The organism is Hymenobacter seoulensis (genome assembly GCF_054780535.1).
This window is the reverse complement of sequence record NZ_BAAGWD010000007.1, coordinates 14496-41394: the sequence shown is the minus strand read 5'-3', so window position 1 is coordinate 41394 and position 26899 is coordinate 14496. Positions and strand designations below refer to the sequence as shown.

At 62.4% G+C, this 26899-nt stretch carries 30 protein-coding genes; 20 read left to right on the top strand and 10 right to left on the bottom strand.

All coding sequences use genetic code 11. The features are described 5' to 3' along the window. Positions 1-15: 15 nt before the first annotated feature. From ACYVHC_RS19770 to ACYVHC_RS19750, 5 genes are read right to left on the bottom strand one after another with little or no spacing between them, the layout of a single operon-like run. Positions 16-1119, bottom strand: coding sequence for a hypothetical protein (locus ACYVHC_RS19770; protein WP_460615514.1), 1104 nt, complete (start codon positions 1117-1119; stop codon positions 16-18). Beyond that, positions 1116-3731 carry a VirB4 family type IV secretion system protein gene (locus ACYVHC_RS19765; protein WP_460615513.1) on the bottom strand — a complete coding sequence of 872 codons (2616 nt, stop codon included), beginning with the start codon at positions 3729-3731 and terminating at the stop codon, positions 1116-1118. The genes ACYVHC_RS19770 and ACYVHC_RS19765 overlap by 4 nt, the downstream gene beginning before the upstream one ends. Beyond that, positions 3700-4026 carry a hypothetical protein gene (locus ACYVHC_RS19760; RefSeq protein WP_187317339.1) on the bottom strand — a complete coding sequence of 109 codons (327 nt, stop codon included), beginning with the start codon at positions 4024-4026 and terminating at the stop codon, positions 3700-3702. The genes ACYVHC_RS19765 and ACYVHC_RS19760 overlap by 32 nt, the downstream gene beginning before the upstream one ends. Positions 4027-4035: 9 nt before the next feature. Then, complete coding sequence (locus tag ACYVHC_RS19755) at positions 4036-4449, bottom strand: hypothetical protein (protein WP_196956827.1); 414 nt, start codon at positions 4447-4449, stop codon at positions 4036-4038. Positions 4450-4502: 53 nt separating this feature from the next. After that, a complete protein-coding gene (locus tag ACYVHC_RS19750) occupies positions 4503-5000 on the bottom strand; it encodes a hypothetical protein (RefSeq protein WP_231403228.1) in 498 nt (165 codons plus the stop codon). Between the two features lie 211 nt (positions 5001-5211). Here ACYVHC_RS19750 and ACYVHC_RS19745 point away from each other — a divergent pair, with 211 nt between their 5' ends. The 8 genes from ACYVHC_RS19745 to ACYVHC_RS19710 all read left to right on the top strand — a co-directional run bounded on the left by ACYVHC_RS19745 (position 5212) and on the right by ACYVHC_RS19710 (position 13463). Beyond that, entirely contained in the window at positions 5212-5631 is a 420-nt protein-coding gene (locus ACYVHC_RS19745; protein ID WP_196956829.1) for a hypothetical protein, read from the top strand. Positions 5632-5676: 45 nt separating this feature from the next. After that, complete coding sequence (locus ACYVHC_RS19740) at positions 5677-6075, top strand: hypothetical protein (protein ID WP_196956830.1); 399 nt, start codon at positions 5677-5679, stop codon at positions 6073-6075. Positions 6076-6174: 99 nt separating this feature from the next. Continuing rightward, a complete protein-coding gene (locus ACYVHC_RS19735) occupies positions 6175-8454 on the top strand; it encodes a toprim domain-containing protein (protein ID WP_196956831.1) in 2280 nt (759 codons plus the stop codon). A gap of 369 nt (positions 8455-8823) precedes the next feature. Then, positions 8824-9084, top strand: a complete 261-nt coding sequence (locus ACYVHC_RS19730) for a hypothetical protein (RefSeq protein ID WP_187317333.1) — start codon at positions 8824-8826, stop codon at positions 9082-9084. Between the two features lie 298 nt (positions 9085-9382). Continuing rightward, positions 9383-10672 carry an ArdC family protein gene (locus ACYVHC_RS19725; protein ID WP_460615512.1) on the top strand — a complete coding sequence of 430 codons (1290 nt, stop codon included), beginning with the start codon at positions 9383-9385 and terminating at the stop codon, positions 10670-10672. A 79-nt stretch (positions 10673-10751) separates the two neighbouring features. Then, positions 10752-11045: a hypothetical protein gene (locus ACYVHC_RS19720; RefSeq protein WP_196956834.1), complete on the top strand. Its 294-nt coding sequence runs from the start codon at positions 10752-10754 to the stop codon at positions 11043-11045. Between the two features lie 70 nt (positions 11046-11115). Next, entirely contained in the window at positions 11116-11841 is a 726-nt protein-coding gene (locus ACYVHC_RS19715; protein WP_196956835.1) for a DUF6088 family protein, read from the top strand. A 152-nt stretch (positions 11842-11993) separates the two neighbouring features. Continuing rightward, positions 11994-13463 carry a Fic family protein gene (locus tag ACYVHC_RS19710; protein WP_460615511.1) on the top strand — a complete coding sequence of 490 codons (1470 nt, stop codon included), beginning with the start codon at positions 11994-11996 and terminating at the stop codon, positions 13461-13463. A gap of 27 nt (positions 13464-13490) precedes the next feature. On the opposite strand, the gene ACYVHC_RS19705 is transcribed toward ACYVHC_RS19710, so the two are convergent. Both ACYVHC_RS19705 and ACYVHC_RS19700 read right to left on the bottom strand, forming a co-directional pair. Next, complete coding sequence (locus tag ACYVHC_RS19705) at positions 13491-13985, bottom strand: hypothetical protein (RefSeq protein ID WP_196956837.1); 495 nt, start codon at positions 13983-13985, stop codon at positions 13491-13493. Next, entirely contained in the window at positions 13985-14713 is a 729-nt protein-coding gene (locus ACYVHC_RS19700) for a ParA family protein (protein WP_196956838.1), read from the bottom strand. The genes ACYVHC_RS19705 and ACYVHC_RS19700 overlap by 1 nt, the downstream gene beginning before the upstream one ends. A gap of 706 nt (positions 14714-15419) precedes the next feature. Here ACYVHC_RS19700 and ACYVHC_RS19695 point away from each other — a divergent pair. From ACYVHC_RS19695 to ACYVHC_RS19645, 11 genes are all read left to right on the top strand, one after another. Further along, positions 15420-15908 carry a hypothetical protein gene (locus ACYVHC_RS19695; RefSeq protein WP_460615510.1) on the top strand — a complete coding sequence of 163 codons (489 nt, stop codon included), beginning with the start codon at positions 15420-15422 and terminating at the stop codon, positions 15906-15908. Positions 15909-15912: 4 nt separating this feature from the next. Further along, a complete protein-coding gene (locus ACYVHC_RS19690; protein ID WP_460615509.1) occupies positions 15913-16938 on the top strand; it encodes a DUF5712 family protein in 1026 nt (341 codons plus the stop codon). Between the two features lie 40 nt (positions 16939-16978). Further along, a complete protein-coding gene (locus ACYVHC_RS19685; protein WP_187317327.1) occupies positions 16979-19117 on the top strand; it encodes a TraM recognition domain-containing protein in 2139 nt (712 codons plus the stop codon). A 43-nt stretch (positions 19118-19160) separates the two neighbouring features. Further along, on the top strand, positions 19161-19451 hold the full coding sequence (locus ACYVHC_RS19680) for a hypothetical protein (protein ID WP_187317326.1): 291 nt from the start codon (positions 19161-19163) through the stop codon (positions 19449-19451). A 92-nt stretch (positions 19452-19543) separates the two neighbouring features. Next, positions 19544-20884, top strand: coding sequence for a Fic/DOC family protein (locus ACYVHC_RS19675; protein WP_187317325.1), 1341 nt, complete (start codon positions 19544-19546; stop codon positions 20882-20884). A 38-nt stretch (positions 20885-20922) separates the two neighbouring features. Further along, positions 20923-21234, top strand: coding sequence for a hypothetical protein (locus ACYVHC_RS19670; protein WP_187317324.1), 312 nt, complete (start codon positions 20923-20925; stop codon positions 21232-21234). Positions 21235-21272: 38 nt separating this feature from the next. Next, positions 21273-21470 (top strand): hypothetical protein, encoded by a 198-nt coding sequence (locus tag ACYVHC_RS19665; RefSeq protein ID WP_187317323.1) that lies wholly within the window; start codon positions 21273-21275, stop codon positions 21468-21470. A 52-nt stretch (positions 21471-21522) separates the two neighbouring features. Further along, positions 21523-22365, top strand: a complete 843-nt coding sequence (locus ACYVHC_RS19660; protein ID WP_187317322.1) for a GNAT family N-acetyltransferase — start codon at positions 21523-21525, stop codon at positions 22363-22365. Positions 22366-22472: 107 nt separating this feature from the next. Continuing rightward, positions 22473-22850, top strand: coding sequence for an ArsR/SmtB family transcription factor (locus ACYVHC_RS19655; RefSeq protein WP_187317321.1), 378 nt, complete (start codon positions 22473-22475; stop codon positions 22848-22850). Continuing rightward, positions 22847-23476, top strand: a complete 630-nt coding sequence (merTP, locus tag ACYVHC_RS19650; protein ID WP_187317320.1) for a mercuric transport protein MerTP — start codon at positions 22847-22849, stop codon at positions 23474-23476. Before ACYVHC_RS19655 ends, merTP begins: the two co-directional genes overlap by 4 nt. A 10-nt stretch (positions 23477-23486) precedes the next feature. Next, complete coding sequence (locus ACYVHC_RS19645) at positions 23487-23732, top strand: GDCCVxC domain-containing (seleno)protein (protein WP_187317319.1); 246 nt, start codon at positions 23487-23489, stop codon at positions 23730-23732. Between the two features lie 10 nt (positions 23733-23742). Here the strand turns inward: ACYVHC_RS19645 and ACYVHC_RS19640 are convergent, their stop codons facing one another. Then, positions 23743-24189 (bottom strand): DUF5990 family protein, encoded by a 447-nt coding sequence (locus tag ACYVHC_RS19640; protein WP_187317318.1) that lies wholly within the window; start codon positions 24187-24189, stop codon positions 23743-23745. Between the two features lie 95 nt (positions 24190-24284). Continuing rightward, positions 24285-24476 (bottom strand): DUF3703 domain-containing protein, encoded by a 192-nt coding sequence (locus ACYVHC_RS19635; RefSeq protein ID WP_460615508.1) that lies wholly within the window; start codon positions 24474-24476, stop codon positions 24285-24287. A 385-nt stretch (positions 24477-24861) separates the two neighbouring features. Here ACYVHC_RS19635 and ACYVHC_RS19630 point away from each other — a divergent pair, with 385 nt between their 5' ends. Continuing rightward, positions 24862-25815 carry a cation diffusion facilitator family transporter gene (locus ACYVHC_RS19630; protein WP_460615507.1) on the top strand — a complete coding sequence of 318 codons (954 nt, stop codon included), beginning with the start codon at positions 24862-24864 and terminating at the stop codon, positions 25813-25815. A gap of 74 nt (positions 25816-25889) precedes the next feature. On the opposite strand, the gene ACYVHC_RS19625 is transcribed toward ACYVHC_RS19630, so the two are convergent. Then, the gene (locus ACYVHC_RS19625) at positions 25890-26807 is read right to left on the bottom strand and encodes a DUF808 domain-containing protein (protein ID WP_460615506.1); all 918 of its coding nucleotides are present in this window, start codon (positions 26805-26807) and stop codon (positions 25890-25892) included. Between the last annotated feature and the right edge of the window lie 92 nt (positions 26808-26899).

Genomic DNA, 26899 nt, shown 5'->3' with positions numbered 1-26899 from the left:
GAAAAGAAGGATTGGTTAAACCGTCCACAGCCCGGAGGGGCGTTGCCGGTAGGAAGGGTTCAGCGCGTCCGACATGGTGATGGTGGGCAGGCCCGCTGAAGCCGAGCTGCCGCCACTTGGAGCCGGTGTTCCGCCGCCAGAGCTGCCACCACCATCACCGCCGCCGCCCGCCGCTTTGCTGCCGCCGCCCATGGCCCGGCCGATGGCGCCGGATACGCCGTGGCCGCCGCCGTTCATGCCGGCCGAGACGCCGGCGCCCGCCGCGGCCGCCGAAGCGGCCATGCCCACCACCGAGCCCACGAAGCTTTGTGCGGCCGAGGAGCCGATGATGAGGCTGGTCAGGTAGGGCACCATGAGGTACAGCATGATGAAGGCGACCGACACCACCAGTTGCTTGGTGTCTTGCTCGACGGCTGCCGGCCCCGCGAACACCCCGCCGAACGTGGTATTGGAGGACGTGTAGTAGGTGTAGAGCAGGTCCAGCAGGGCAAACGACAGCCCCCAGAACTGCACGGCCAGGAAGTTTTGCAGCCACTTCATCGCCAGCTGGCCGAACGAAGGAATGACCGACAGGCAAATGGAAATGGGGCCGCAGACAAACAGGAACCCGAGGATGAACTGCTGGATGAACTGCATGATTTGCCGAATCAACAGCACCACCTCTCCGGTCACCAGCTGCAGCAGAATGTTGGTTAAGCTGAACGAGGTGATGGTTTTGAGCAGGTTGCTGATTTCGTCCACCCCTTGCTCGACCACCGTTTTCTGCGAGAGGGTGTCGGCGCTGCTGATGGTGGCGCCCAGCGCCGAGGCAGCCGTCGAGCCGTCCGGGGTAGCAAAGAGCCGGGTGAAATTGGCGACGCCCGAACTGAGCGTGTCAATCAGCTCCTGGTAGAAAAAGAGCAGGAAAAATATCCACACGGCCTTGAGGATGGGACCCCAGTCCATGGAGAGCCCGTGGCCCGAGAGGAAGCCCCGCCCGACCGTGTAGAGCAGGGCGATGAGCATGAAGGTGGGCGTGATGAAGCGGCAGGCGCGCAGCACGATTTGCAGGGTCTGGTCACAGGCGCTCAGAAACGTCGGGTCGGCCCCGTAGGCGACCATCAGGTAGAGGCCGCTCATTTGGCCAGCACGCCCGTACGGGCCTGTTTATCTTCCACAAACTGGTCCACCGCGTAGTCCAGGCGCTGCACCTTGACGGGCTCGTACTGCGGGTTGCCCTCGGCGTCCAGCTGCAGCCGGCCGCTCTTGTCGAGCACCGGCTTGCGGTTGGTTTGCTGGTAGAACTTCACCAGCTTGTTGAGGTAGTTGCGCTCCACGGGCTTGGAGGTGAGAATGGCATCGAGCTGGGGCGAGGCTTCCACCCCGAATATCTTGCCCTTGGCGCCCTGCTTGATGAAGATTTCGCGCAGCGCGTCCGTGGAGCGCACCGACTTAATCAAATCCATCTCGTGGCCGGTGAGGCCGAGCGGGGCTTGCAGCTGGGCCAGCGAGTCGGGGTTGACGTGGCGCAGGATAATCTTGGTGGCCGAGTTGTTGATGATGGCCGGGCCAATCTTGCTGCTGGTAATCTCGGTGATGCCCTGGGTGATGATGGTCACCGAGCCGTTGGTTTTGCGGATAGTGCGGTACATCGACTCGATGAATTCGGAGAGCACCCCCGAGAGCATGGTCCAGGCCTCGTCCAGGGCGATGTACTTGATGTCGTCGGGGAACTTGCGGAACAAGTCCAGTGAGAGCTCGGTGATGAGCATGGCCACCACGGGGTACAAATCCGGGTCGGCCTGCACCTTCGCCAGGTCAAAGCAGATAAGCCGGTACTCGCTCAAGTCCACGTCGCGCTTGGCGTTGAGCACCCGCTCGTAGCGGCCGCCGGTGATGTACTGGCCCAGCACCAGGAAGAACTGGTGCATGTCGATGTACTTCAGGTTTTTCTGGTACTGCCGGCGGGCGCCGTCCAGCGGGTCGGGCTCCACCCCCTCGCCGGGCTGGGCCACGGGCTTCTGCATTTCGTGGTCAAACTGCTCGACGAACTTATAAAAGCTTTCCATTCCCGGATACTCCTCGTCCTTCTGATTGAGCCGGTCACTCTCATTGAGGCAGGTGTAGTACTCAATCAGAAAGCGGCTCAGAATGGTCCGTTCCGACTTATCGAGGCCGGTATCCTTGCCGCCCTTCCAGAGCGCGGCCAGCAAAGCCAGATGGAAGTTGGTTTTCTCGTCGTTGTAGAGCCACTTGCCCGACGCGTCGCGGGGCACGATGAAGGGGTTGAACTCGATGGGCCGCTGCGGGTCGTACTCGAAGTAGGTGTTGTCGAAGTCCTCTCCGTTGAGCGACTGCAGCACGTTGCGGTAAGTGCCGCCCACATCCATAATAATCTGGCGGGCGCCCTTTTCGAAGCGCTGCACAATCAGGTTGCCGAAGGTGTAGCTCTTGCCCGAGCCCGAGGGGCCGATGACAATGGCGTTCTGGTTGTCCAGGGCCGTGTTGAACAGGTTTACCTGCACCAGGTTGCGGAACCGGTCGGTCAGGTACTCCCCCACCGGGTCGGTTCGGTAGGTGGCCGTCCAGTGGGTGTAGCAGGCGCCCCGGTCGGCAGTACTGGTGAGCCAGCGGTCCGGTACCTGGTAAGCGTTACCCGGCAGCAGCCCGAAGAACACGGGCAAAGCCAGGTAGCTTTCCACCACGCTTTCCGTGCCGAACATGTATCGAAACGCCGCTGTGGCCTTTTCGATGTTTTCGCGCCGGCTGTTGTCGTTGGTATCCCACAGCAGTAGGGAAAGGTGCAGACCCACAATCTGCTTGTTCTCGGCCCGCACCTCGGCCGTGAACTCCTCGACTTCGGCGGCCCGCAGCGCATTGTCCTGGGTGGAGAGAAACGAGAGCGAGGCATTGAGCTTGCGGTCGGTATCGAGCGAGCTTAATTCAGAGCGTGTGTCCTGCACGAGCAGGCCCTGGGTGAGCACGTGGGGGCACTGCAAAACGTGGGTGAGCGGGTAGAGCATGGGCGCGGTGACCCCGTAGCTGTTTTTGACCGCCGCGTGGGCCTCGCTGCCCTGCCCCACCATGGAGAGGATGTTGACCTTTTGCTCGCCGACGCTGAGCGTGCCCAGGTCGTTGCCGATTTCGCGCTCCTGCCGGGTGGGCTGGCCGTCGAAGTTCAGGTTGAAGTACTGCAGGTAGAGTTGGTGCATCTCGCGGCTGCTCATGCGCTCAAACGCCACGCCACCCAGGTTTTTGAGGCCCTGGGTAAATTCCACGGCGCCAGCTTCGGCTACCTCCAGCGTGTGCACAAGCTGCGCGAAAGGATTCTTGATGATGGCTTCCCCGGCCCGGGCTACCAGCGCATTGACGGCATTGGTCCGGGTGGTTTTCACCGCGACCGGGGCGAAGGAGAGGAACAGGTAGGACTTCTGGAACAAGACCAGCCGCTCGAAGAAGTGCTTGTTCATCTTGCCCTCGAAGTAGGTCTGCTGGGTTTTGTCCTCGCGGTAGGGCCGGTCGTAGTAGATGTCGGTTTTCTGCACAATGGTGCCCACCGGCAGGGGCCGCAGCACGCCCACCAGCGCCGTTTGGAAGGCATCGTAGTCTTCGACCGTCCAGCTTTCCATTTCGGCCGGCTCAATCACGAAGCCCACGGCGACGCGCCCATCCTTGAAAACCACCTTGTTTTCTTCAAAGGAATGCACCGGCATCACCGCGTTAAACGCGGTTGTTTTGGGTGTTTTTGCCATGAGCGGGAAGAGGTAATTGCCCCACCGCCAGGCGGCGGGGCTGAATGAAGGTGTAGGAGAGCCACCCCATCAAAAAGCCGGGGGCCTGGGTCCGGGTGAGGTAGCGCAGGCCCAGCAGGAGGCCGATTTCCGACAGGATGACCAGCAGGTAGACCAGGCGCGGGATTTTGACTGCCATGCCCAGAAAGCCCAGCAGCAACACGGAGCCGATGAATAGGCCCACCAGCAGGCCCAGGTCCTGCAGGTTCATGCCCAGCACCTGGGCGGGCCGCTCGATGGATTTGTAGGAGCGCATGGCAGCGGCTTAGTTGGTCAAGCCCCCGCCTTCGCTGCCGCCCACGGCGCTCACCAGGTCGTCCTTGAAGAGCTGGAAGCCGAACCAGAGCAGCACCCCGCCCACGAGCCAGCCCAGGGAGCCCAACGCGTCGGGGGAGCCTTGGATAAACTTCATTACCACCCGAATCAGGCCGATGATGAGGATGATGGCGAAAATGACCTGCACGATGCCAATCACCTTTTCCTTAACCTGCGTGAGGGCCGCTTCGGCGCTTTGGGCCCGGGCCGCACTGGTCGAGAGGGCCAGCACCGTCAGCAGCGCGTAGCCGCGCTGCTCCAGCTTGGAGGGTTGGTAGGTCTGGCCGGCCGCCAGCAGATTCAGGCCGTGGGCGGCGGCAGTAGTCGCGCCGCGGCGCAGGGAGGTGAACAGGGGTGTTTGCATGGAAAAAGTAGGAGGGTGAAAAGGTGAATAGGGTGAGTGTAAAGGCGCGCGCCTCAGGCAGTGGCGGGTGCGGAGCGCTGGTTTTCCAGCGCCTCATTCATCACCAGGCGCATTTTGGCCCGCCGCTCGGCGGCGGTCAGCTCCACGCCGCGGTTGTGCGCGTCGGTCGCCGTGGGCGCCGGGGCCGTGATGTAGTTGTGCTTGGCGCCTTCGGGCAGCAGGCCCGCTTCGGCCGTAGCCGCGGGAGCCTGGTCTTCGGCCTGACTTTCATCTGTGATTGACGCGGCCGCTTCCATCGGGGCGTCCGTTGGGGCTGCTTCCGATTCTGTTTCCGTCACATCGGCCGCCGGGGCTGGTGCGGGAGGTGCTTGCGGCGGCGCATCCTGGAAGTCGGCCAGCCGATAGTGCCGGGTGCGCAGCGAGGCGTGGTTGCCGTCGAGCGCGGGCGGGGCTAGGGCGCTGCCAGCGCCAGCCGGCATAGCGTAGCGCCACCAAAGCCCGCCCAGGGCTACTAGGAGCAGAAAGAGCACCAACCACAGCATGGGTTTCAAGCAACAGGTCGAAGTTTTTTATGAGCAATTGCGGCAACTATACGGAGCACTTCCGTATAAGTTCTGCTTTAGGAGAAGTTTTGAAGCAGCTACGCCGAAGCTTTATGGGTGTTCTCGCCCCGGAGCCGACGTGGTTAAATGCCCGCAGCAAGTGCGGTAGTGCAGACGGCCGGCTGGTTTGCTACCTTGCGCGCCCTCCAATTGCTGCTGCATGAACACTTCTATTCCCACTCCCCCGGCTACCACCCCAGTAGAGCCGGTCAATGCGGGCTTTCCTGACCCCGCGCTCATCGTTTCCTATGCCACCGTTCTGCGCTACATCCGCCACCGCCTCAACACGCTATTGCACGGGCAGCTCAAGCCCTGGGCCCAGCAGCACAAGTTCAACTACGCCCGGCTGATTGAAATCAAAAAGCTGGAGGAGGAAACCCAGGCCGTGCTCTTGCAGCGGCTGATGACTCACTTCCAGTTTCCCACTGAGCTGCTGCGCATCATCGTGCACCAGTCGCGCCGCCACTTTTTCCTGTTCACCTCGCCCGACAGCCTGACCCGCTTCAAGGCCGAACTCAACCTCTTCGACAACCCACCCTTCGACGCCCCGGCGCCACCTACCACTTCATCCCCTAACTAGCGGAAAGGCCCTGGAGCCTAACCGCTCCACGTTGCTCTTTTCCCTATGCCTGCTTCCGTTGCTTCCCGCCGCCCGGCCAGCAAACCTGCGACTACCCCGGCCGCTCTGGGCCCCCAGCTGCCTAATCCGGCCCTGGCCATAGCCTATGACGAGGCCCGGCGCTACGTGCAGCTGCGACTGCGCAGCCTGCCCCACGGGGGCCTGCGGTCCACCTGCACCGCCTTTGGCTTTCCCTACACAACCAGCGTGGGCCTGAAAACCGGCAGCCTGCAGCGCGAAGAGTACCGTCTGGTGCAGAAGCACCTGCGCGTGTTCGGCTTCGAGACCGAGCTGGTGCGCCTGTACGTGAACGGCCAGCTCTGCGAGCACTACCTCTTTGCTGACGCCGCCCTGCTCGCGACCCTGCGCGAGCAGCTGGCCGCCCACGAGCAGCTAGTCAGCTAGCCGCCCCTCCCCTGTTGCCTTCCGGCCAGTCTTCTGGCTCTTATTCCCGCCCCGGACTCCGGCGGCGCGGCTGGTTTGTACCCCTTCCTTTCCCTTTCTATGCCCGCAACTCCTCCCCCGCGCGACAACGACCCCCAGGAGCTCGACCGCTTCAAGCAATCCATCGACTTGGTAGACTACGCCACCCGGCGCCACGGCTACGACGTGAAAAAGGCTGGCCCCCGCGGCCACTGGCACCAGCTGGAAAAGGACGGCGAGATGCTCATCGTTTCCCGCAAGGGCGACCACCAGGTGTACCTGAACCCCGGCGACGACCGGGATTCGGGCTCCATTATCGACTTCGTAAAAACCCGCGAAAACCAGACGCTGGGCCAGGTACGCCAAACCCTGCGCCAGTACCTGGGCGAGCCCGAGCAAGGCTGGCAGGCGGCCACTTCTCCCCCACTGCCCACCCCGGTGGCGTATGCGCCCACGCACACCGGACCGGCCGAGATGGAATCGGAGGCCGAGCGCCGGGCCCGCCTCGTCGCGGCGGTGATGGGCACCCATGCGTCGCTGACGGACCGCAGCTACCTGCACCAGCGGCATTTATCGGACGAGACCATCGACAGCCCCGCCTTTCAAGGGCGGGTGTTCACCAGTCAGCAGGGCAATTTCCGCAACACGGCTTTTCCGCTCTACAACGAGCACGGCATTGCCACCGTGGAGCAGCGCAACAACGAGTACAAGCACCTGCTGCAGCTGCCCAAAACCGGGGTGTGGGTGTCGCATCCCACCGAGGGCAAAGACACGCCGGTGCAGCGGCTGGTGGTGTCGGAGAGCCCCGTGGATGCCATGAGCTACCACCAGCTGCACCACCGCGGCGCCCAAGGGCAGCCCAACACGCTGTACGTGGCCACCAGCGGCACCGTCACCGAGCGGCAGGTGGAGCTGATTCAAAAGCTCATCGACAAGCAGGAGCCCCGGGAAGTGGTGCTGGCCAACGATAACGACGCCGCCGGCCGGCGCTTCAACATCAATTACCTCAACGAGCTGCAGGTGCCGCGGCGGGCCCGCGAAGTAGCCGACGGCCAGGTGGCCTACGACGAGGCCCCGCGCCCGGTGGAGTGGCACGCCACGGCCGCCGGCAAGTACCACACCGCCCTGCGCGTGGAGTATCACCACGCCAGCCGCGCCGAGGGCACCGAGCAGTTGAGCCAGCTCACCGCGCAGGTACAGCAGCTACGGCCGGCGGCGGACGATGCCGTGGCCCTGGAAGTGCAGCGGGCCACCCGGCAGGAAACCGTCGTGCGCCTGGTCGTGCCCAACGCCGACAGCCACGCCCTCGAAGACCTGGTCCGTACCCTGCACGCCCAGCGCGAAACGCAGCGCGAGCAGCTGGAGCGTCAGCCCCAGGAGCCCGGCCGGCAGCCCGAGAACTTCCTTCGCACCGAGTACGCCATCAGCAAGGACTTTAACCGTGACCTGGAGCTGTTAAGCCAGGGCCTCAGCCAGGAGCAGATTGCCCAGCAGGCCCGCGCCGACGAGCTGGCCAAGGAGCAGCAGCGCCAGGAAAAAGCCCGTCAGGAGCAGGAGCAGCGCCAGCAGGCCCAGCAGCGGGAAACGGAGCGTGAGCTGGCCGCTCAATCTCCCGAAGCCCAGCGCCGAGAGGCCGAGCAGCAGCGCCAGGCCGCTGGGCTCGTAGTCGGCGCGGCCACCGGCGACCCAGCCTTGCAGCGGGCCGTGCAGCTGACGGTGAACGAACCCACCCCGGCAGACGAGGCCACGCCCAGCCAGGCCCAGCAGATGCGGGAGCTGCTGCGCAAAGCCGGGGCGCAAGTGGAGTTGCGCGCGGAAACGGACCCCGCCAGTGGCCAGCTGCGCAGTGAGCTCGACGTCCGCTACCATCCCCATGGTACCCCCGGCGGCCTGCGTCAACTCAGCCAGACACTCGATGCGCTGGATAAGTCGCCGCTCGTAGCGCTCCAGGAACCCGTACAAGAGCAGGCCGAGCGCCGCCAACTGGCCGCGGCGCTCCCGGAGCAGCAATCGGTAACGAAAACGGCCATCATTCGCATCGACGAGCCCGAGCCGCGGCCGGGGGCAACCGGTCAGGCCGAAGCCGTAGCAGAGCAGCTGCGCGCCGCGGGCCTGAACACCGGCTCGCTGCGCAGCGCTACCGACACGGCCACTCACCAGCGCCACAGCGAAATCGAGGTCAGCTACCGGCTCGACCAGCCGAACCTGGCGCGGGTAAGTGCCGCGCTCGATGACGTGGCCCGCCAGCCCGGCGCCCATCTGCACGAGCACGCGGCTGACCGAGCCGAGCGGCAGCGCCTGGCACCGAGCGGCGTTACGGCCAGCAACCTGACCGAGCGCAACGCCGGTCCCGAGCGGTAAAAGCCGGCTGATTCCAAGGCCAGGCGCCCGAACATGTGCGTTGATTCTTTAGTTTTGCAGGAATAGCAAGCTGCCCACCATGCTGGCAAAAACAGGCCCCACTTCTTTCCATGCTCCGTTTGGCCTGCTCTTAGCAGACCAGACCCTGGCACCCGCTGCTCTGCGGCCGCTGCCTATTTCCGAGCGTCCGGCCCTGTTTGTGGGTCCACATCGAGGCTAATCCAACTTCCTGGTAAACGCCCCACCGCAACTCTGCGGCTGCCCGCGGCTTGCTTATAGCCGGCGGATGGGGCTGTTTTTTTCGGCCCCCGCTAGTGCGGGCGAGCCGGGACCCTCTTTGTATTCCCTTCCACGCTAGTACCCTCCGTTATGATATCTACCGGTCACCGGCCATTTTCCAACTTCTGCCCGGCCATGAAAGGCCTGATTTTACAGCTTATCCGGGACGAATACCAACCCCTGCTGCAACTACCATCGACCCTGTCGGCCGAGGCCTGGTCCGAGGCCGTTACCAAGGCCAACCCCATCCTGTTTTACCTTAACGACGGCGCCCCCCTGATTCAAATTGGGGAAGCTTCCCGCCAAAGCCTGCTCAAATTTCTCAAGCAGCAATTTGGCCCCGCGCAGTAGGTCGCGGCTCGGCTCGCTGAAACGCCCGGTTGGTTATCCAATCGGGCGTTTTCGTTTTAAACCCTAACCGCCGGTCTCCTAAGCAAACGCTCGGGGAAGCGCCATTCCACCGTCCCCAGGTTACAGATGCGACCACTACCCAGGGTAGTTCAGACGCCAAGGGGCAGTGGGGGAGAAATGTTTTACGAAGGGCAAATAAATCAATAATTGTTGTTAAAAAAGCAACAAATGACGCTAAAAATGCGTTTAATAAGTAAGGAAACGGTTTTAGAAACAGTCACTTAGCCCTTACTCAGCGATGAAAAAGCAAGCCCGCCCCGCCGTTCAAAACACTGCCCGCCCCGATGTGTACCAGCTTGTAACCGACCGGGTAATTGAGGCCCTCGAAGCCGGTCAGATTGCCTGGCGCAAGCCCTGGCACGCGGCCTACGGTCTGCCCCGCAACTACGTGAGCGGCCGGGCTTACACCGGCATCAATGCCTTTCTGCTGCACCTGGTCGGCGGCACGCCGTTCTTTCTCACATTCCGGCAGGCCAAGGAGCTGGGCGGCAACATCCGCAAGGGTGCCAAGGGCATGCCCGTGATTTACTACAACGTCACGACCCGCACCGACAAGCAAACCGGCGAAGAAGAGAAAATGCCCTTTATCAAGTACTTCACGGTGTTCTCAGTGGACGACGTGGAAGGTGTGGACATCGTCCTGCCCGAGCAGCCCCAGGACCGGGCGCACGAGCCCCTGGCCGCGGCCGAAGCCTTGGTAGCCGGTTGGGCGACGTGTCCTCGCATCGAGCACGGCGGCGCGCAGGCCTCTTATACTCCCGGTCCCGACTTGGTGCAAGTGCCCCGCCCGGAAACCTTCACCAGTGGGGAGGCTTACTATTCAACCCTGTTTCACGAGCTGACCCACGCCACCGGCCACGCCAGCCGTTTGGACCGTTCTGACTTAGCCGAAGCATTGCGTCCGAGTGGCCGCGCCGGCTACGCCCGCGAGGAGCTGACCGCCGAGATGGGTGCCGCTTTTCTGTGTGGCCATGCAGGTCTAGACCCCAGCGCGACGCTGGAGAACACGGCCGCTTATCTGCAGTTTTGGCTGGAGCAGCTGCGCGGGGATAAAAAGCTGGTGGTGCAAGCTGCCAGCCGGGCCCAACGCGCCGCCGAGTTTATCCTCGGTACCACGGGCGCAGACGATGCTGAGCCCGACCCGCAGCCGACCCCTGCCAGCCCCGCCGCGTCGGTAGAACTGGCAACCAGCGAGGAGGATGCCCGCCCTTTGAATGCCGGCCCGGTGCCGCCCCGCCCGGCCCTCCCTTCGTTGCCGCTGGTGGTGTTGGGGCAGGAAACGCTGCCCTCCCTGACCACGGTCGTCGTGGCCACGCAGCGCATCGAGCTGACCCGGCTGCTGGAGCACCCCGCCTTTACCGATGAGCAGCGCCGCACGGCTACCGGCCGGATTCTGGCCGAAACCAACCCCGCCCGCCTGGGCCGCTGGCTGACCAATATCATGCAGTGCGTGGCCGCGTGGGAAGACCACACGCTGGCCGAGGAGGCGCGCCAGCATGCGCACCCCTGCTCGCCCGATGAGTGCTGATTCCATCGGCAGGGCCGGGGGCAGTGGGGTACCGCCGCCCTGTTCCCGTCTTTCCGTCCCAACGCTACCCTACCGTTTTATGCCCTCCTCCCCTCCCCCACAGCCCGCCCCAACTCAAGTGCCGCCCCGCAGTTTCCGCGACCTGCTGCGGCACGGGCGCTACACCTTCACCGAGCGCGAGCTGATGGAACACCTGCGCATGACCTACCGCACCATCAAGCAGCGCGAGGCCGACCCCTCCACCCTCACCATTGCCGAGCTGCTGCGCGTGGCCGACTTGCTCAATGAGCCCGTGCAGGATATTATCGCCGTGGTCCTAGCCGAGGTGCAGGCCCCTGCGGCGGGCCTACCTGCCGGAACCAGCCGGACGTGAAAAGTGTCAAGTTTTTACATGTAAAAACTTGACACTTTTGCGTACTTTTGCCTTTGTTATTCCTGCTGCCATGACCGGTTCCATTATGCAGCGCGTCCGCCAGCAAGTCCAGGCTTTTGAGCCGGGCGAGCTGCTGACGTATACGGATTTGAGTCCTGACCCGGCTACTTTCGGGGCCGTCGCGGCGGCGCTGAGTCGCCTGAGTCGGGAAGGCGTGGTCAGGCGCTATGCCAAGGGCCAGTACTACCGGCCCAAGACCAGCCGGTTTGGCGCGCTGCAGCCGTCCGAAGGGGCCGTACTGCGGACGCTAACCGCCGGAGAAGGCGTTGTTTCGGCTTATCCGGTGGGCGCCGCCCTCTACAACCAGCTTGGCCTGACCACCCAGGTGCCGGCCGAAGTGGTGGTTGCCTCTCCCAAGCTGCGGCGCAACCGGCCCCCGCGCGTGGCCTTTGTTGTGCGCCCGGCGCCGGAGCAGGCCAGCGACGTGCCGCTGCTGCAGTGGCTGGAAGTGCTGCGCGATTTGCGCCGCATTCCCGATGCCCGGCCCGACGAGGTGTTGGCCCGCGTGCAGCGCTTTGTGAAAGGCCTCTCTCCTGCCCGGCGGCGCCGCCTCGTGGAACTGGCCCTCCGCCAGGCCCCGCCCCGTGCCCGCGCCATACTGGGGGCTGTGCTAGAGCAGCAGGCTGACCCAAAAGGTGCCGCCCGGCTGCGCGCCACGCTTAATCCCCTGACTACTTACCAGCTCGGTCTGAGCGCCGCCGCTTTGCCCAACTGCGCCGCATGGAATATCCGATAAATCCTGGCTGGTATCCAAGGGCACATGCGTGGCGCAGCTTGCCTAAGTGTCTGCCAAGTTCTCGTGCCAAATATTCGTTAATCAAAAATAAAAGCCGAAATTGTCGCTTTAACAGCAAATAATTAACACCATCAGCCTGCGGCAGCTCCTTAATGGAAAAAAATGTACAGTGGCCGTTACTGGTATTTGGCACGTCGGACCCGGCGCTAAACCGCCGGATTCGGCAGGCGCGTCAGCGGGAAGAGCTGCGCGAAGTAGCGCCGCGTATCTACTCGCCGGATTTGAGCACGCCCCCGGCCGTATTGGTGCGCAAGAACTGGCTGCCGATTGTCCAGCATCTTTTTCCGGGGGCCATTATTAGCCACCGCTCCCAGCTCGAAGGCCAGCCCTCCAGCGAGGGACACCTGTTTCTAACGTATAAATACACGCGCAATGTTGAACTGCCTGGCCTGACGGTGCACCTGCTCGAAGGGCCCGGGCCCCAGCCCGGCGACGCCCCCTTTGGGGGAGGCGACATCCTTTTCGCGTCGGAAGCCCGGGGGTTGCTGGAGAACCTGCAGCCGGCCCGCGTCCGCAAGGGGGGCGTCAGCAAGGCCCTGCCCATCGAGACGGTGGAAGAGCGGCTGGAGATGGTGCTGCGCGTGCGGGGCGAAGCCGGGTTGAATGCCCTGCGCGACCAGGCCCGCGACGTGGCCACGGCCCTGAACTGGCCCGATGAGCTGGCCGCGCTGCAGCGCATTGTGGGCGCCCTGCTCACCACCCACTCGATTAAAGTGCTTTCCTCGCCGGTTGCGCGGGCCCGGGCCATGGGGCTGCCCTTCGATGCCGGCCGGGTGGCCTTGTTTACCACGCTCGCGGGGGCGCTGCGCACCACGGCCCTGCCGGAACGCGTAGACCCGGCTCCTGGGGCCCCGGCGTATTACACGGTGGCGTTTTTCGAGGCGTACTTCTCCAACTTCATTGAGGGCACGGTCTTCCAGGTGGACGAGGCGCACCGGATGGTGGAAACGGGCCAGGCCGTGGGCGGGCGGCACGCCGATTCGCACGACGTGCTGAGCACGTACCAGCTCTGCAGCAACCCGGCCGAGATGCGCGTCGTGCCCCGCTCGGCGGAAGAGCTGCTGGCCCTGCTGCAGCGGCGCCACGGCCAGCTCATGCAGGCGCGGCCCGACAAGCGGCCCGGTCAGTGGAAGGAATACGCCAACCAGGCCGGCCTGACCAACTTCGTGGAGCCCGAGCTGGTGCGCGGCACCCTACACGAGGGCTTTGCCCTGTACCAGGGCCTGACGGACCCGTTGGCCCGGGCCATGTTCATGATGTTTTTAATCAGCGAGGTGCACCCCTTCGACGACGGCAACGGCCGCCTGGCCCGTCTGATGATGAACGCCGAGCTGGTCAGCGCCGGCCAGTGCCGGATTATCGTCACCACCCGGGCCCGGGAAGCCTACCTGGATGCGCTGCGCCGCCTGAGCCGGCAATCGGACTCAAGCCTGTACATCCGCATGCTTAGCGGCGCCCAGCAGTTTGTGGCTGCCCTGCGGGTAGGCACGTACGAAGAGGTAAAGGAGCAGCTGGAAGCGCAGGACGCCTTCACCGAAGTGAGCTCGCAGCTGCGCTGGTAGCTGGCCGCTTGATGGTTCACTCTTCCCCTACCGGCCTTTGGCGGGCGGACCGTGCTGCAGGTAATAGTTAACCGCTTCGTCGACCAGCTCTTTCAAATACACCCGTCGGCTGTGATGCATCAGTTCCTCATGGATGTAAGCAAGGGCCGCCCGTTGGGTTTCCCCTTCCAGGCGAATCAGGGAGGGCTGCAGCCCCGAGGAGCTGCCTTCCACCGGGGCCGTTGCCTGCACCTTCGGCGGGCGGCCCCTCCCCTTCTTGGGTGCCGGGGTTACCGCGACTAGCTGTGGCCGGTCGGCTGGCTGAAGTGCTGGCGTCGGTGCCGCGGGAACTTCAGCTCCGGCGGCTACCGGTGGAACAACTACTGGTGCTGGTGCCGCCACGGGTGCTGGTGCCGCCACGGGTGCTGGGGCTGCGGCCGTGGGCTCCAGGGTAGCTGGGGCGGCCGGCATGTGGCCGGGCTGCCCGCGCAGCATGGACATCTTCTCGTCCGTGGAGATTTTCAGGCGTTGAATCTTGGCCATTACGCTACGAGTTCAGAGGTGAGTTGAGCGCGGGCAATGAGTTCGTCGCACAGGGCGCGTACTTCCGCTTCCACGGAAGCATCGGCCCCCACCGCCCGGCGGTAGGCGGGGTTGAGGTAGCTGTAGCGGGTGGACAGGCGCTTGTAGCAGCCGAGCTGGCGCAGCGACGCCAGCAGGCGTGGGAGGCCCAGGGCGTCGGTGAATTCGTCCATGTCCTTTTCCTCTTTCAGGTTGGTACGATGCGAGTGCACGCCGAAGAACTGGAAGTCCAGCCCCTGCTCCCGCGAGAGCCGGGAAATCTCCTGCAACAGCTGCATGAAAGATATGGTGGCCAGGCGCTCGGCGTCCGAGGCGCCTACGGGCACGAGCACTACGTTGGCGCCGCTGAGCACATCAATCATGGCCGTGTCATCCGAGCGGCCGGGCACGTCGATGAACACCACGTCGTAGTCGTCGCTGACTTCGTCGAGCCGGTCATACACCTGGCCCATGCCCACGGACTCCAGCGCGTAGGGAAAGGCTGGCTCGGCGAGCGTGCCGGCTAGGCGTTCCTGCTCTACGCTGGGCTGGTCGTTGGTCAGGCGCACCCCGGCCAGGGTTTGCTGGGAGTCGGCATCGACCACGAGCACGCGGTAGCCATAGTCGGCCGAGAGCGCGCCGGCCAGCACGGTGATGAGGGTACTCTTACCAATGCCACCCTTCTGGTTGGCAACGCAGATGATTTTCATAAAACGAGGGAACTAACGGGTAAAGCCGCAACGGGCGCAGGCAGGTTGCAAAATAAGCAGCTTATTTCTCAGTTTTCAAACTTACTTGTAAACTTGTTTTTTTGTTTCCTGAAAAATAAAGCAGAAATTTTACTGGTAAATAAAATGCTCAACTTCTTAACTTACTTATTTTCCAGAAAACATGAAAATAAGAAAACAAAAAACATTGTTTACCAACTTCTCAGTAAACATTTATCAAAAGCTCTTAAGAAACTTATTTCCTAAAATCCTAAGAAACAAACCCGCATACGGGGCGTAAAGCGACAGGGATGCAAGGTTGGAGTTCCTATTTTCCTTGTTTCCTAGGAAATAATAAAAAGGCGTCATCACCTTCTAACTGCACATCACCGGTGCGGCAGGGCATATCGAACAAGCAGCAGACTTAATCTCTCACCAGCAGAACAGCATGCTCCAACCTAAAGAAGAATCACCACGGCCTACCGTGGGAGGCCGCAATAGCAAAAACAGGCCTAGTCAGCTGGCACCTAGCCTAGCAACTGCTAATGAGAAAGGTAGCCGGAGAGTTAGCGGGTAGTTAGCAAGAAGACTACCCTTTAATTGCGCTAACGCGCTGATTAAGGGGTAGTTATTTATCAACAGAGTTGATAAAGCATAAAATGAAGCTCTAAAGTCTTAACAGACAGTAGCTACCGGTTAAAAATTAGCTATGCAGGACCAAAAATCACCATCGTTGTCAGCGGCAAGCACTGGCCCGGCCGTGAAGCACCTCACGGTCAGCGGCCCGGCGCACCGGCTGGTAGGAGCGGAGTCAGCCCGGCTGGGCCTGACCCGCACGGAATACGCCGACGCGGCCATTCGCTACTTCGCAGAAAGGAGCCTGAACCCGGTGGAAGCCCAGGCCCGGGAAGGGCAGCTCATCATGGCGGAAGTGAAGCGATTAGGCGACCGGGTATTCTCTTACCTACAGGAGCAGGAGCGGGGCTTGCTGCTGGAAATGGTGCGTTCCCAGCTGCGACAACAGGCCGTGCAGGAGCAAACGCTGCGAGTTGTGGAGAATTTGTTGGCCCCGGAAGGAGGGGAGGCTTTGCATAAAATCCAGCGCAAAAATCAGGAACGTATTGCGGAGGCTACTGCCGCCGGGATGGCGGCCTTGAACATTAAGTCGCTGAATAAACAGCCTGGTAACGGGAAATAATGCCATGCACGCCAAGCTAATTAACCCCAAAGCCAGCGGCAAGAAAGCCTATAATAACCAAGGCAGTGCGGCGCAGGCCTTGAATTACCTGACCCACGAGGCCCGGCAAAACGGCCAGGAAGCGCAGTTCTTTGACGGGCAGCGGGAGGCACTGGACCGGGAATCCGTACTGGCGGCGCTCGATAACAACGTGAAGGGGCTGCGGGCCAACGAGGCCAAGTTCTATTCCCTAGTGTTGAGTCCCAGCCCGGAAGAGCTGGCGCACATCGGGGGCGGTGATGAGGCGAAGCTGCGCGCCTACACCCGGGAGGTGATGGCGGCCTACGCGGCGGGCTTTCGTCTGAAAGACGGCGGGGCGGTGGGGAAGGACGAACTGGTATGGGGCGCCATCATTCACCAGGAGCGCACCCACCGTGGCACCGACCCGGCCGTGAAGGAAGGGGATGCCAGAGCGGGGCAGCCGCGCCCCGGCCTGCAGGCGCATATCCACGTGGTGGTCTCGGCCCGGGACCGAAATCGGCGCATCACGCTCAACCCCGGCGGGCGCGTAAGCCGGTTCAGTCTGCGCGATTGGCAGGAGGAGGCCCGGGTGCAATTCGAGCGCCAGTTTCAGTACCAGGGCCCGGCCCCAAAACGAAAGCAGGCCCCCACCGTTTCTGCGCTTAACCCGAAACGCAACGCGCGGATTGCGGAGCGCGTCGAGCAAATAAACCGGCAGGCGGACCCGAGCCAGCGCTTGGAGGCGGAGCGGGTGCAGCGCATCGCGCAGGCCCGGGGCTACGACCCCATTTTCTACGACCGGCTGCGCCGGCTGGAAGACCGGGCCCGGCAGGGGCAGCCGCTGGACAACGCCTACCACCTGCTGGCCACGGGGCGTGAGGAGCCGGCCCGCGCCAATACCGGGCACCAGGTGCGGCAGGCCCTGCACAGCCTGCAGCAAGTCCTGCGCGCCAACAGAGGCCCCGAGCACGTGATAACCGAGGACATTGGCGAGCCGCGTCGGCGCGGACAGTGGGAAGCCGAACTGTGATTCAATCAAACCCTACTCTTTAGCTAAACTCTGCATGAGCATGATGAGCGCCCCCCGGCAGCCGGGCAACCAACGCCTGACCGGCTTTTACGTCGGCCTGACCTTTCTCCTGATGGTGCTGGCCGGCGGCGAGTACTACTTTCTGACCCACCCGGACCTAGTGGCGGGGGCCACGTCCGCTGCGGGCCCGAAAGCGGGCTTAGGCACCTCAATTACCACCCGTCTGCTGGGCGGGCTGGGGAGCTTCTACCGGCGCTACGGCCTTCTGGTTCGCGGTGCGGTGCTGGTAGGAGGGGGGCTGCTGGCCTTGCTGCTGAAAATGCCCCCCGCCCGGCCCGGGCAGCGGCGCTGGCAGCCCACACAGCTGCAGCTGCGGCGCGTGCAGCTGGCGGCTGCGGGGGTGGGCTCACTCAGTGGGACGCTGCTGCTGGCCCTGGCCCCGTTTTCGGCGGGCATCATTGCCTGGCTCTATCCCACGGCCGCCGGGCTGGTTCTGGGCGCGGGCCTGGTTGCGGGTGTGGTGCGGGCCCTGCACAAGACCGAGCGGTTTGGGCTGCGCACCGAGCGCCAGCAGCAGCAGTCGGAGCACGGCTTTAGCTTGGCCACGACCGATGGGGGCTGGATTAACATTCCCAACCCGTTTCGGGGCACGCTGGTGCTGGGCGGCGCCGGGGCAGGTAAGTCGTATTCCATCGGGGAACCTTTGATTGAGCAGTTCACGCAGAAGGGCTTTGCCGGCCTCATCTACGACTTTAAGTTTCCGGTGCTGGCCGAAGCCGCGCAGAAGGCTTTTGTGCTGGCCGATGCCAAAGCCAGGGCGGCAGGGAAGGAGCCCGCTCAAGTGCAGCTGCACATCATCAACTTTAAAGACCTGGAACGCAGCGAGCGAGTGAACCCGCTACGGGCCGACAAGATGCCGGTGGTGGCTTATGCCAACGAGTACGCCCGCGCCATCATGGCCAACCTGAACCCGGAGAGCATCAAAAAGATGGACTTCTTTGACACCAGCGCCAACGCCTTCCTGACGGCCATCATCTGGTTTTACAAGAAGAACTTTCCCACGTTCTGCACCCTGCCCCACGTGGTGAACACGGCCCTGCACCCGGACTTTACCCACGTGCTGAGCATGCTCGACTCGGACCCCGAGTGCGGGGACATGGTGCGCTCCATCACCACGGCCGTCAAGCAGCGGGCCGAGAAGCAGGTGGCCGGCGTCATTGCCTCGCTGCAGATTGTGCTCACCCGCATTAACTCACCGGAAATTGCCTGGGTGCTCACGCCGGACGAGGCGAGAGGGGAGGGGTTCAGCCTGGAGCTGAACGACAAGAAAGCCCCCAAGGTACTAGTGGTAGGCAACGACCCCACACTCAAGGAAACCTTCTCGCCGGTCATCAGCTGCATCGTAGCAGTGGCCCTGAAGCTAATGAACCAGCAGCACAAGCACCCGAGCTACGTGTTCCTCGACGAGGCCGCTACCATCTACGTGCCCAACCTGGAGGTGATACCGGCCACGGCGCGCAGCAACAAGGTGGCCATGATTTACATGACCCAGGACCTGAGCCAGATGATTGACGCTTATGGCCGGGAGAAGATGCAGGTGATGGTGAGCAACCTTAACAATCAGTTTTTCGGCAAGGTCAATTCGCTAGAGACAGCCAAGTTCGTGTCTGAGCTTGTGGGCAAGGAAGACCGGGAGATGGTATCGGCCAGCCTGGGCCGCAGCCAGAGCGGCGGCGCCCGCGGCGCGGGCAGCAGCAGCAACCAGAGCGTGAGTTGGCAGGAACGCAACCTCGTGCGCCTGCAGGACACCATTACCCTGGAGACGGGAGAATTTATCGGGCAGACCGTGGAAACGGAGCAGCCCTTTTTCCAGGGGAAAGTGGCGCGTCAGGCCACGCCAGGCAATTACCCGCTGCACCCCTTGGCCACGTTCGAGGGCGGGCCGGCGCCGGTACTGGAAGCGTCGCCGGCAGGGAAGGAGCCCAGCCAGGACTGGCTGAGCCAGCGCCGGGCGGCGCGGCAGGCCGGGAGCCAGCCCGCAGCCGAGGCGGTCGGCGCCCTGCAGGCCGTCATTCAGGCCAACTTTGCCCTGATACGCGAGGACGTGGCCGGCATCGTCGGGCAGTACGCCAACACCCTCAAGCCGGGCCAGATGCCGGACAATGAGCCCATGCTTTAGGCGGTATTTGAGGCACCTTCAGGGCCGGTTTTTTGTTAATTAAATGCCTCTAGTTCCTCCCATTTACGTATTTTGCATGATGGAAACGCCCGCCTATCCGACCCCGCAGTTTGGCCCCCGCGAGCAGACCCGCGAGCAGCGGCAGTTCATCATTAGCCAGTCGCTGGGCATCACCCGCAGCCAGGGTCCCTATGAAGTGCCGGAGTGGCAGGCCGCGCTCCACGAGCAGTATATAGATGGGCTGGTTGACTTGGATTACGTGGGGGCGCGCCACGACGAATACCGCGCTCAGCTCATCGCGAGCCAGGCGCCTGCCGCCGCGGCAAGCAAGTAATTCTCTTTCGCAACACCTCAGCCCGGCCACCAGCGCCGCGCGGTTTTGCCCCCGGCGTTATTCGGTTACCGAGCGCCGGGTACTGCACGTTTATGACTGACCGCTTCACCAATCCGGAAACCGGCGTTTTCCACAACCGGCTCGGCCTCACCGATGCTGACGAGCTGGACCGGGAAACCAAGCGCCTTTCCCTGCGCCGGCTCGCGGAGTTGGCCGCCGGCCGCGGCCCGCAAGGCGACAGCTTTGATGCCGCGCGGCTGCGCGCGACGCACCAGTACCTTTTCCAGGACACATTTGAGTGGGCCGGCCAGACCCGCCGGGAGGGTACTTTTCAAGGAGTCAAGGCGGCCGACCTGCCGGGTATCGAGCGGCCCATGCACTTCGCGCCTTATGAGCGTATTGACGAGCGTTTGAACGCGCTGGGTGAGCAACTCAAGCAGGAAAACAACCTCAAGGGCTTGCCCACCCCGGCCGCGTTTGCCGAGCGGGCGGCCTACTACTTTGACCACTACAACCACGTGCACGCCTTCCGCGAGGGCAACGGGCGCACGCTTCAGGCCGCATTCAGTGAGCTGGCGCAGCAGGCGGGCTACCGGGTTGACTTTGCCCAGGAGCACGAAAAACTTAACCCAGCCCGGGACCAGGGTATTGTGAGTATGCACGGGGCGCTTCACCGCGAGAAGGACTTGCAGGCCCTACGTGACTTGTTTGCCCGCAACACCACGCCCCTGCCCGGGCCGGAAGCCGAGTTGGCCCGCCACTCCAGTCAGGTCCGCCCCCTGCCCGACGGACCGACCCCCGCGGTCCGGCAGATAGAGCAGCTGCGCGAACTGGTGGCCGCCACCCCGGCCCTGCAGCAGCTGGTGGCCGGCGTGGACTACCGGCGCAACCAGCGCGCGGACGCCTTGCTGAGCCAGGTGCTCGACATCGACCGCAACCCGCAGGCCGGCGTGGTCCAGCACGGAGCCGGCCTGCAACAACTGCTACAGGAGGTAGTGCAGGATAAACGCTTTCAGGACCCGGAGTCCAAACGCGAGGCTGCCCGTTTTGGGGCTGCGCTGGCAGTTATGCAGCCCCCGGTGCCAAGTAAGGAAGTTGCTTCCACGCCGGCTTTACCGGTTACCAGCTCAGCGCCCGCGGGAACAGCCGCTTTTGTGCAGGCCGCCAAACAGTTGGTGGAAGGGTTGGAAGAACAGGGCTACCCCGGGCCGGCGGATTCCTTGTCGCGGGCCGCCAAGGCCGTGGAGAAATCATCTTACCTGGGCGGGGCTAACCTACAGGCAGTGGCCGAGGCATTGACCAGAGCCGAAAAGATACCGGCATTGGCCGACGATGCCGCCACCCTGCGGGGGGCTGGGCGCAGTTTGCAGGAAGCACAGCGCATCGCCTCGCTACCGCCGCCCGGCCGTGAACATGAAGGCCCGGAACGGTAAGCACCCGCCATCTCCGCACGTAATCCCAAACCAGACCCATGGATTTATACATAGAAGCCGAGTACGAAGCGGCCAGCTGGGAGCTGGAACAATTGCTGGACCAGTGGCCCCAGCAAGCGGAGCGCACGCTTACGCTGCTGGCAGCAATCGAAGAATTCTTTCGGCAGGGCGCTTGCCATTGGCCCGAGCCAGTACCCGCGCGCCTGCCCGAAGGGCCGGTTGAGAAAGCACGTCGGGCCCGGGCATGGGCCCACCGGGAAAATCCTGCGCTGGCCCGGCAGTACCTTTTCAACTTAGCCCAGGCCAAAGAGGCCTTAACCATCCGGGAAAGCCAAGCGAAGAGCGGATAAGCCACAATTGACTGCGGCCAACTGCTACCTTGCCACTGATGAAGGACGATGAACTTGAGTTTTTGCAGGAACAGCTGGAGGCAACCGAGTTGCTGCCCTGTGCCACTTGCCGGCAGGAAACGCTACACGCCCATGTAGAGGTGCTGGAGCGCTATGCTCACGCCACGGAGTTGCTGATGGAATGCACCGCCTGTGGCACTCGCCGTACCTGGATGCAGCTCGAAACGCCAGAGTAGCATTCAGGCCGGCAGCAACGCGTGCTGGCCCAAAACACCCATACTCTTTCAAATGGCAAAGCTTTTAACGTTTACGCACTTTCAAGACTTCCTGGACCATAACCAAAAGCATCTGGAAGCGCACTTTTACGTCTACTTCCACGTGTTTAAGCTGCTACCCCGGCTGCGAAGCAAGGAATCAGGCGTTTTCAACGCTTACAACATCGTGGACGAAGACGGCCACCAAATAATAGCCCTGCACGTCACGGGTAGTTATTATCTGTTCAGCTTTGGGTGGACGGCCCCGATGCTGGACTTATTGGCTGCGCAGGTAGATGTTGGCAACTGCAAGCAGGACTTTCAGTTTCTAGGGCAGCGCGACTTGATTGTTGAGCTACTGCAAAGGCACGACTGCCAGTGGCGGGTGTTCAAGGAACGGCTCGTCTACCAATGTGATGAAGTGTTGGGCAAAAGCCATGTACCTAATGCCAGCGTTGAAAATGGCAGCTTGGAGGACGTGCATGCGCTGACTGAAATGACGCTAGCGTTTGATGCGGACGAATATCCCGACAAGCCTTCCCGGGATGAGGACAAGGCGTTTGGGCAGGTGCTGTACGGAATTGAGAATAATGGCTTGTTCGTGGTCAAAAGTCAAGGCGAGGTCTGCTGCATGCTGCAGGTGATGGAAACCGAGGAGTTTAATAACCCCCTGCTGGGCAGCTTGTACACGCTGCCGGAACACCGGAATAAAGGGTATGCTTCCTTGCTGCTGAGGACAGTGACCAACGGGCTGTTGCAGCACAGGGCTGAGGTTTGCGGTTTGCTCTCAGATATCACCAATCCCGCTTCCAATAAAGCTTTTATAAACGTGGGGTACCGTCCCATCTACCATTGGGTTAATGTCATAATGGGCTGAACCAGTCGATAGATTAACCGGCATAAACTTATTGGCGGGACGATAAGGGAGACGTATTTTAGCGTTTGCTTAAATAAGAAAACACTACCTTTGTTGAAATTCAGGTTATGACCTCACCTACTTGCATTCGGGTTTTTGCTGATACTGCCCACATTGAACAGAGCAAACACCGCTTGGCCGCCGCCGAGCCGGAGCTGCAGTCACTGGCAGCCGTGTTGGCACTGGCCGGCAACGAGGTACGCCTGAAAATGCTGTTTCTGCTGCTGGACAAGCAGCAGCTGTGCGTGTGTGACTTAGCCGACGTGCTGCAGATGAACGTGTCGGCCATCTCCCAGCACCTGCGCAAGCTCAAGGACGGGGGGGTGATACAGGCCCGCAAAGTAGGGCAAACGGTATTTTACTCGCTGTCGGCGGCGCATTTGTCCGTGCTGCAGCCGCTGCTGACTCCGGCATCCACCTCTGCTTCCCTCACACCTGCCCGATGAATTCCACACCCGCTACTCCCACCAAGTCCCTGGCCGGCACGGGCCTGCTGGCCGCCCTCGCCGCTTCGCTGTGCTGCATTACCCCGCTGCTGGCCATTGTGGGCGGGCTGGGCGGCGTGGCCAGCACGTTTGCCTGGCTGGAACCGTTGCGCCCCTATCTCATTGCCCTGACCGTTGGCGTGCTGGGCTTCGCTTGGTTTCAGCACCTGCGACCCGCGCCCACGGCAGCCGATGACTGCGGCTGCCCCGTGCCGGCCAAGCCTTCGCTGATGCAGTCGCGAGGCTTTCTGGCTACAATCACCGTGCTGGCCGCGCTGCTGCTGGCCTTTCCCTACTACGGAGCGCGGTTCTACCCATCGGCAGCTCCCCAGCCCGTGGTGGCCACCAGCGCGGCCCCGGTGCTGCAAACCAGTTCCTACCGCATCGGCGGCATGACCTGCGAGGCCTGCGCCCGCCACGTCGAGCACGACGTGCAGCAGCTGCCGGGAGTGCAAAGTGTGCAAGTGTCCTACGAGCAGGGCACTGCCCAGGTCCGCTTCAATGCGGCCGTAACCCCGGCAGCCAAGGTCGAGAAAACCATCAACGGCACGGGTTATTCGGTGCTGAATCCTTCCGCCACCCGTTAAGCGCCTTTCCATGATTCCAATAACGCCTTCTACCCCCGCGCCCACCGTGACGCTGACTTCGGTGCTGACTTGCCCGGTGTGCCAGCACGCGCAGGCCGAGCAGATGCCGACCGACGCCTGCCAGTGGTTTTACGAATGCACCAGCTGCCACACGGTGCTTAAGCCCCTGGCCGGCGACTGCTGCGTGTACTGCTCCTACGGCACCGTGCCCTGCCCGCCCATCCAAACCGCCGGCCCGAAAGGCTGCTGCGGTTAAGCGGCCCGGACTAGCGGGCAAACGCCGGCGCAAGAACCCAGCCGTTGCCCAGCAATCGCACGCTGGCGCACGCCGGGCCGCCATCCCGGGCTTGTCCGTGGATGGAAGCCTGCAGGACAAGTCCGGGGCTGCTCAAGGTTTGCTCCAGCATCTCGGGCGTGAGCGTAGGCAACGGAACTTTCGCCCGGCGCGTCCAGCACGAATTGACCTGACCAGCGGAGGTGCCCGCATTCACGTAAAGAAACCGTCCGCTTACCGGGCCTTGCACCCCCGGTCCGGTGAGCCGGGGCTGCACTTCGCCCTTAGGAAAGCTAACCGTCAACGAAACCTCGAAGACGAGCCGCTCCGGGGTCCACACCACCGGCAAAATCAGTTCTCCATTCCCCTGCTGCACGGCCATCTGCACACCCACGGGCGCATCAAGTACCTGCAGCTGAAAAAGTAGGAGTTGCTTCATGTCAGCAAGGTAGAGCTTTCATGGACTACCATTCGCCCCTTGATTAGATGGGGCACAAACCGCAAGGGGCTTTTGCGCTAACGCATGCCTTTAGGCTAAGTGTATTGGGTCAACAGATGCTGCAGGTCGGCCGGAACGGGCATGGGCTGCTCGGCTTTGACGTTGGCACCCCCGGTATTGCCCGTAGGCACTTGCCCGACTAGCGAGCCCAGAAAGCCAAACACGATGCGGGGCAATTGCCCTATGATTTCGCGCAGGTTTCGGGTGCGCAGGCCGTGCAGCAGCATAAGGGGTGTTGTTAAACAGCTAGGGGAAAACCTCCGACCTGGGCGCGCAACGGCTTTATTTTTATGCTTAGCGCCTTGGCTTACAAAGTATTATCTGGCGCGTAGGCAAAACGATAGCCTTAATGTTCGTTTTTGCCATTCTATTGCGATGGCTTTAAGGGGCGTGTAAAACTACCAGCAATCGCTACTCTTACGATGCACTTGAGCCTTATCAGCAACACTAAAGCGGCTTGGCTCCCGAGTCGGAGGTTTTCCCCTAGCTGTTTAACAACACCCTAAAGGGCTGCCCGTACAAACCTGTCCAGCTGCCTCGTGGCCGTTAACCTGCGGGGGCATCTGTTGTATGAGCCTTCCGTTTACTGGTTTGTTTGCATAGGTTCGTTCCATGGCCCATCTTCCTCCTAACGACAACCTGCCCATTCCCATGTACCGTGACCCTGACCACCGGCCGCCTAGGCACCAGCACGGTCTTGGAGCGGATAGTCCCCGGGATTTCATCCTGAGCTTGGGCTTACTCCTTCACGTATTATTGGTCGTAGCCGAAGTGGCCACGGGCTTCGGGGGAAATTCGGCGGCCCTGCTCGCTGATGGCGGCCGCAACCTCGGCAGCGGGCTGTGTCTGGGCTTAGCCTGGTGGTGCGGGCACCCGACCCCGCGTTCAGGCCAGGGAAACTATCCGTATGGCTTCAGCCGCCTCCCGCTGCAAGCCTCCGTCTTTACGGCGTTGGGGCTGTGTGCCCTGCTGGGCTTCCTGCTCTTGGCAACCGTTGACCGCTGGCGCCACCCCGAGCCGGTGAACGGCCTGCTGGTCGGGCTCCTGGCCGGTGTGGGCGTGCTTCTCCATGCCGGAACGGCCGGGCTGCTGATGCGCGGGCTGACGGACCGGGGGCACGGGCGCCGCGGCTACCGGTACCTGTTCACGGATGCCCTCGTCTCGTTGGGGGTGGCGGGGGGCGGAGCCCTCGTTTACTTCACCGGCTGGCCGTGGGTGGACCCTTTCCTGGCCTTGGGGCTGCTGGGAGTTATCGCCTACGGCTGCTGGGGCCTGCTCACCCCGAGCCGGCTGCTGCGTGCCAACGCGCTGGACATTGATGAGGAAGAGGTGCGTGCCTTTTTATTGGGGCAGCCCGGCGTGCGGGAGGTGAACAAACTGCGTATCTGGGCCCTCAATCCGGTCGACACCGCCCTGAGCGTGCACCTGGTGCGGCCCCGCGGGGACGACCACGCCTTTGTGGAATACCTGCAAGAGGCGCTGCACCAAGACTTCAACATTCGGCAGGCCACGGTGCAGCTCGAACACGAAACGTCGGATTCAGACGCTTCCGGCCCGGGGTATTGACCGGGGCGACGGCCTTGAGCCAGCGGAAGAAGGAGGCTGCGCTTGGAATGGAACAAACCGAGCCGGTAGTTTCCTTAGGGCCTCCGGAATACCTTCACGAACAGTAACACTATTTTCTCGACCACAAAACCAATCAGTAACCCGCCCACCGCACAGGCCGAGGCCTTGGCCAGCCAGGCCACCGCCGGCAGATGGGCCAAAGACTTTTGCAGATTGTCCAGCAAGTGACTGGTAAACGGGATGCCATGGGCAATGATTTCCGCCCCCACCCACAGCATGGCGGCGGTGCCCACATAACTCAAAATAGTGAGGAAGTGGGGCATGAATTTCACGATGCCGCGCCCCAGTTTTTGCGCCGCAGGGTGGTACTTATCCTGGGCCAGGTGCACGCCGATGTCGTCGGCTTTCACAATCAGGCCCACGAAGCCGTACACGGCCACGGTGATAAAAACCGCCACGGCCAGCATGACGGCAATCTGGTTGACTATGGGCTGGCCGGTGACCTGGCTGTAGGCAATGGCCATGATTTCGGCCGACAGGATAATATCCGTGCGCACAGCCCCCGCCACACGCTGCTCCTCCAGCTCCTCCGGCGTAATCTCGACATGCTCGCATTCCGCATTCTCCTCGTGGGGTTTGCTGAACAGGGAGTGCACCTTTTCGTAGCCCTCGAAGCACAAGTACGCCCCGCCCAACATCAAAATGGGCGTAATGGCCCAGGGCGCAAAATACCCGAGCAGCAAGGCCGCCGGACTCAGGATGAACACTTTGTTGATGAGGGACTTTTTCGCTATTCGGTAAATGATGGAAAGCTCCCGGGAAGGGTCGAGGCCCACCACGTACTTGGGCGTCACGGCCGTGTCGTCGATGACAATGCCGGACACTTTGCCGGTCGTTTTGGCCACCTGTGCCGGCACATCATCCAGGCTGGCCGCGCTGGCTTTTACCAGCGCGGAAACGTCATCGAGCAGCGCAAAAAAACCTGAAGCCATGTGCAGTATGTTGGTATATTACTGTTTGTTTGCCAAAAAATAGGCGCTTTGCCCGTCCCATTGGCAGCAAATTATGGCAGCCGGGCATGGCA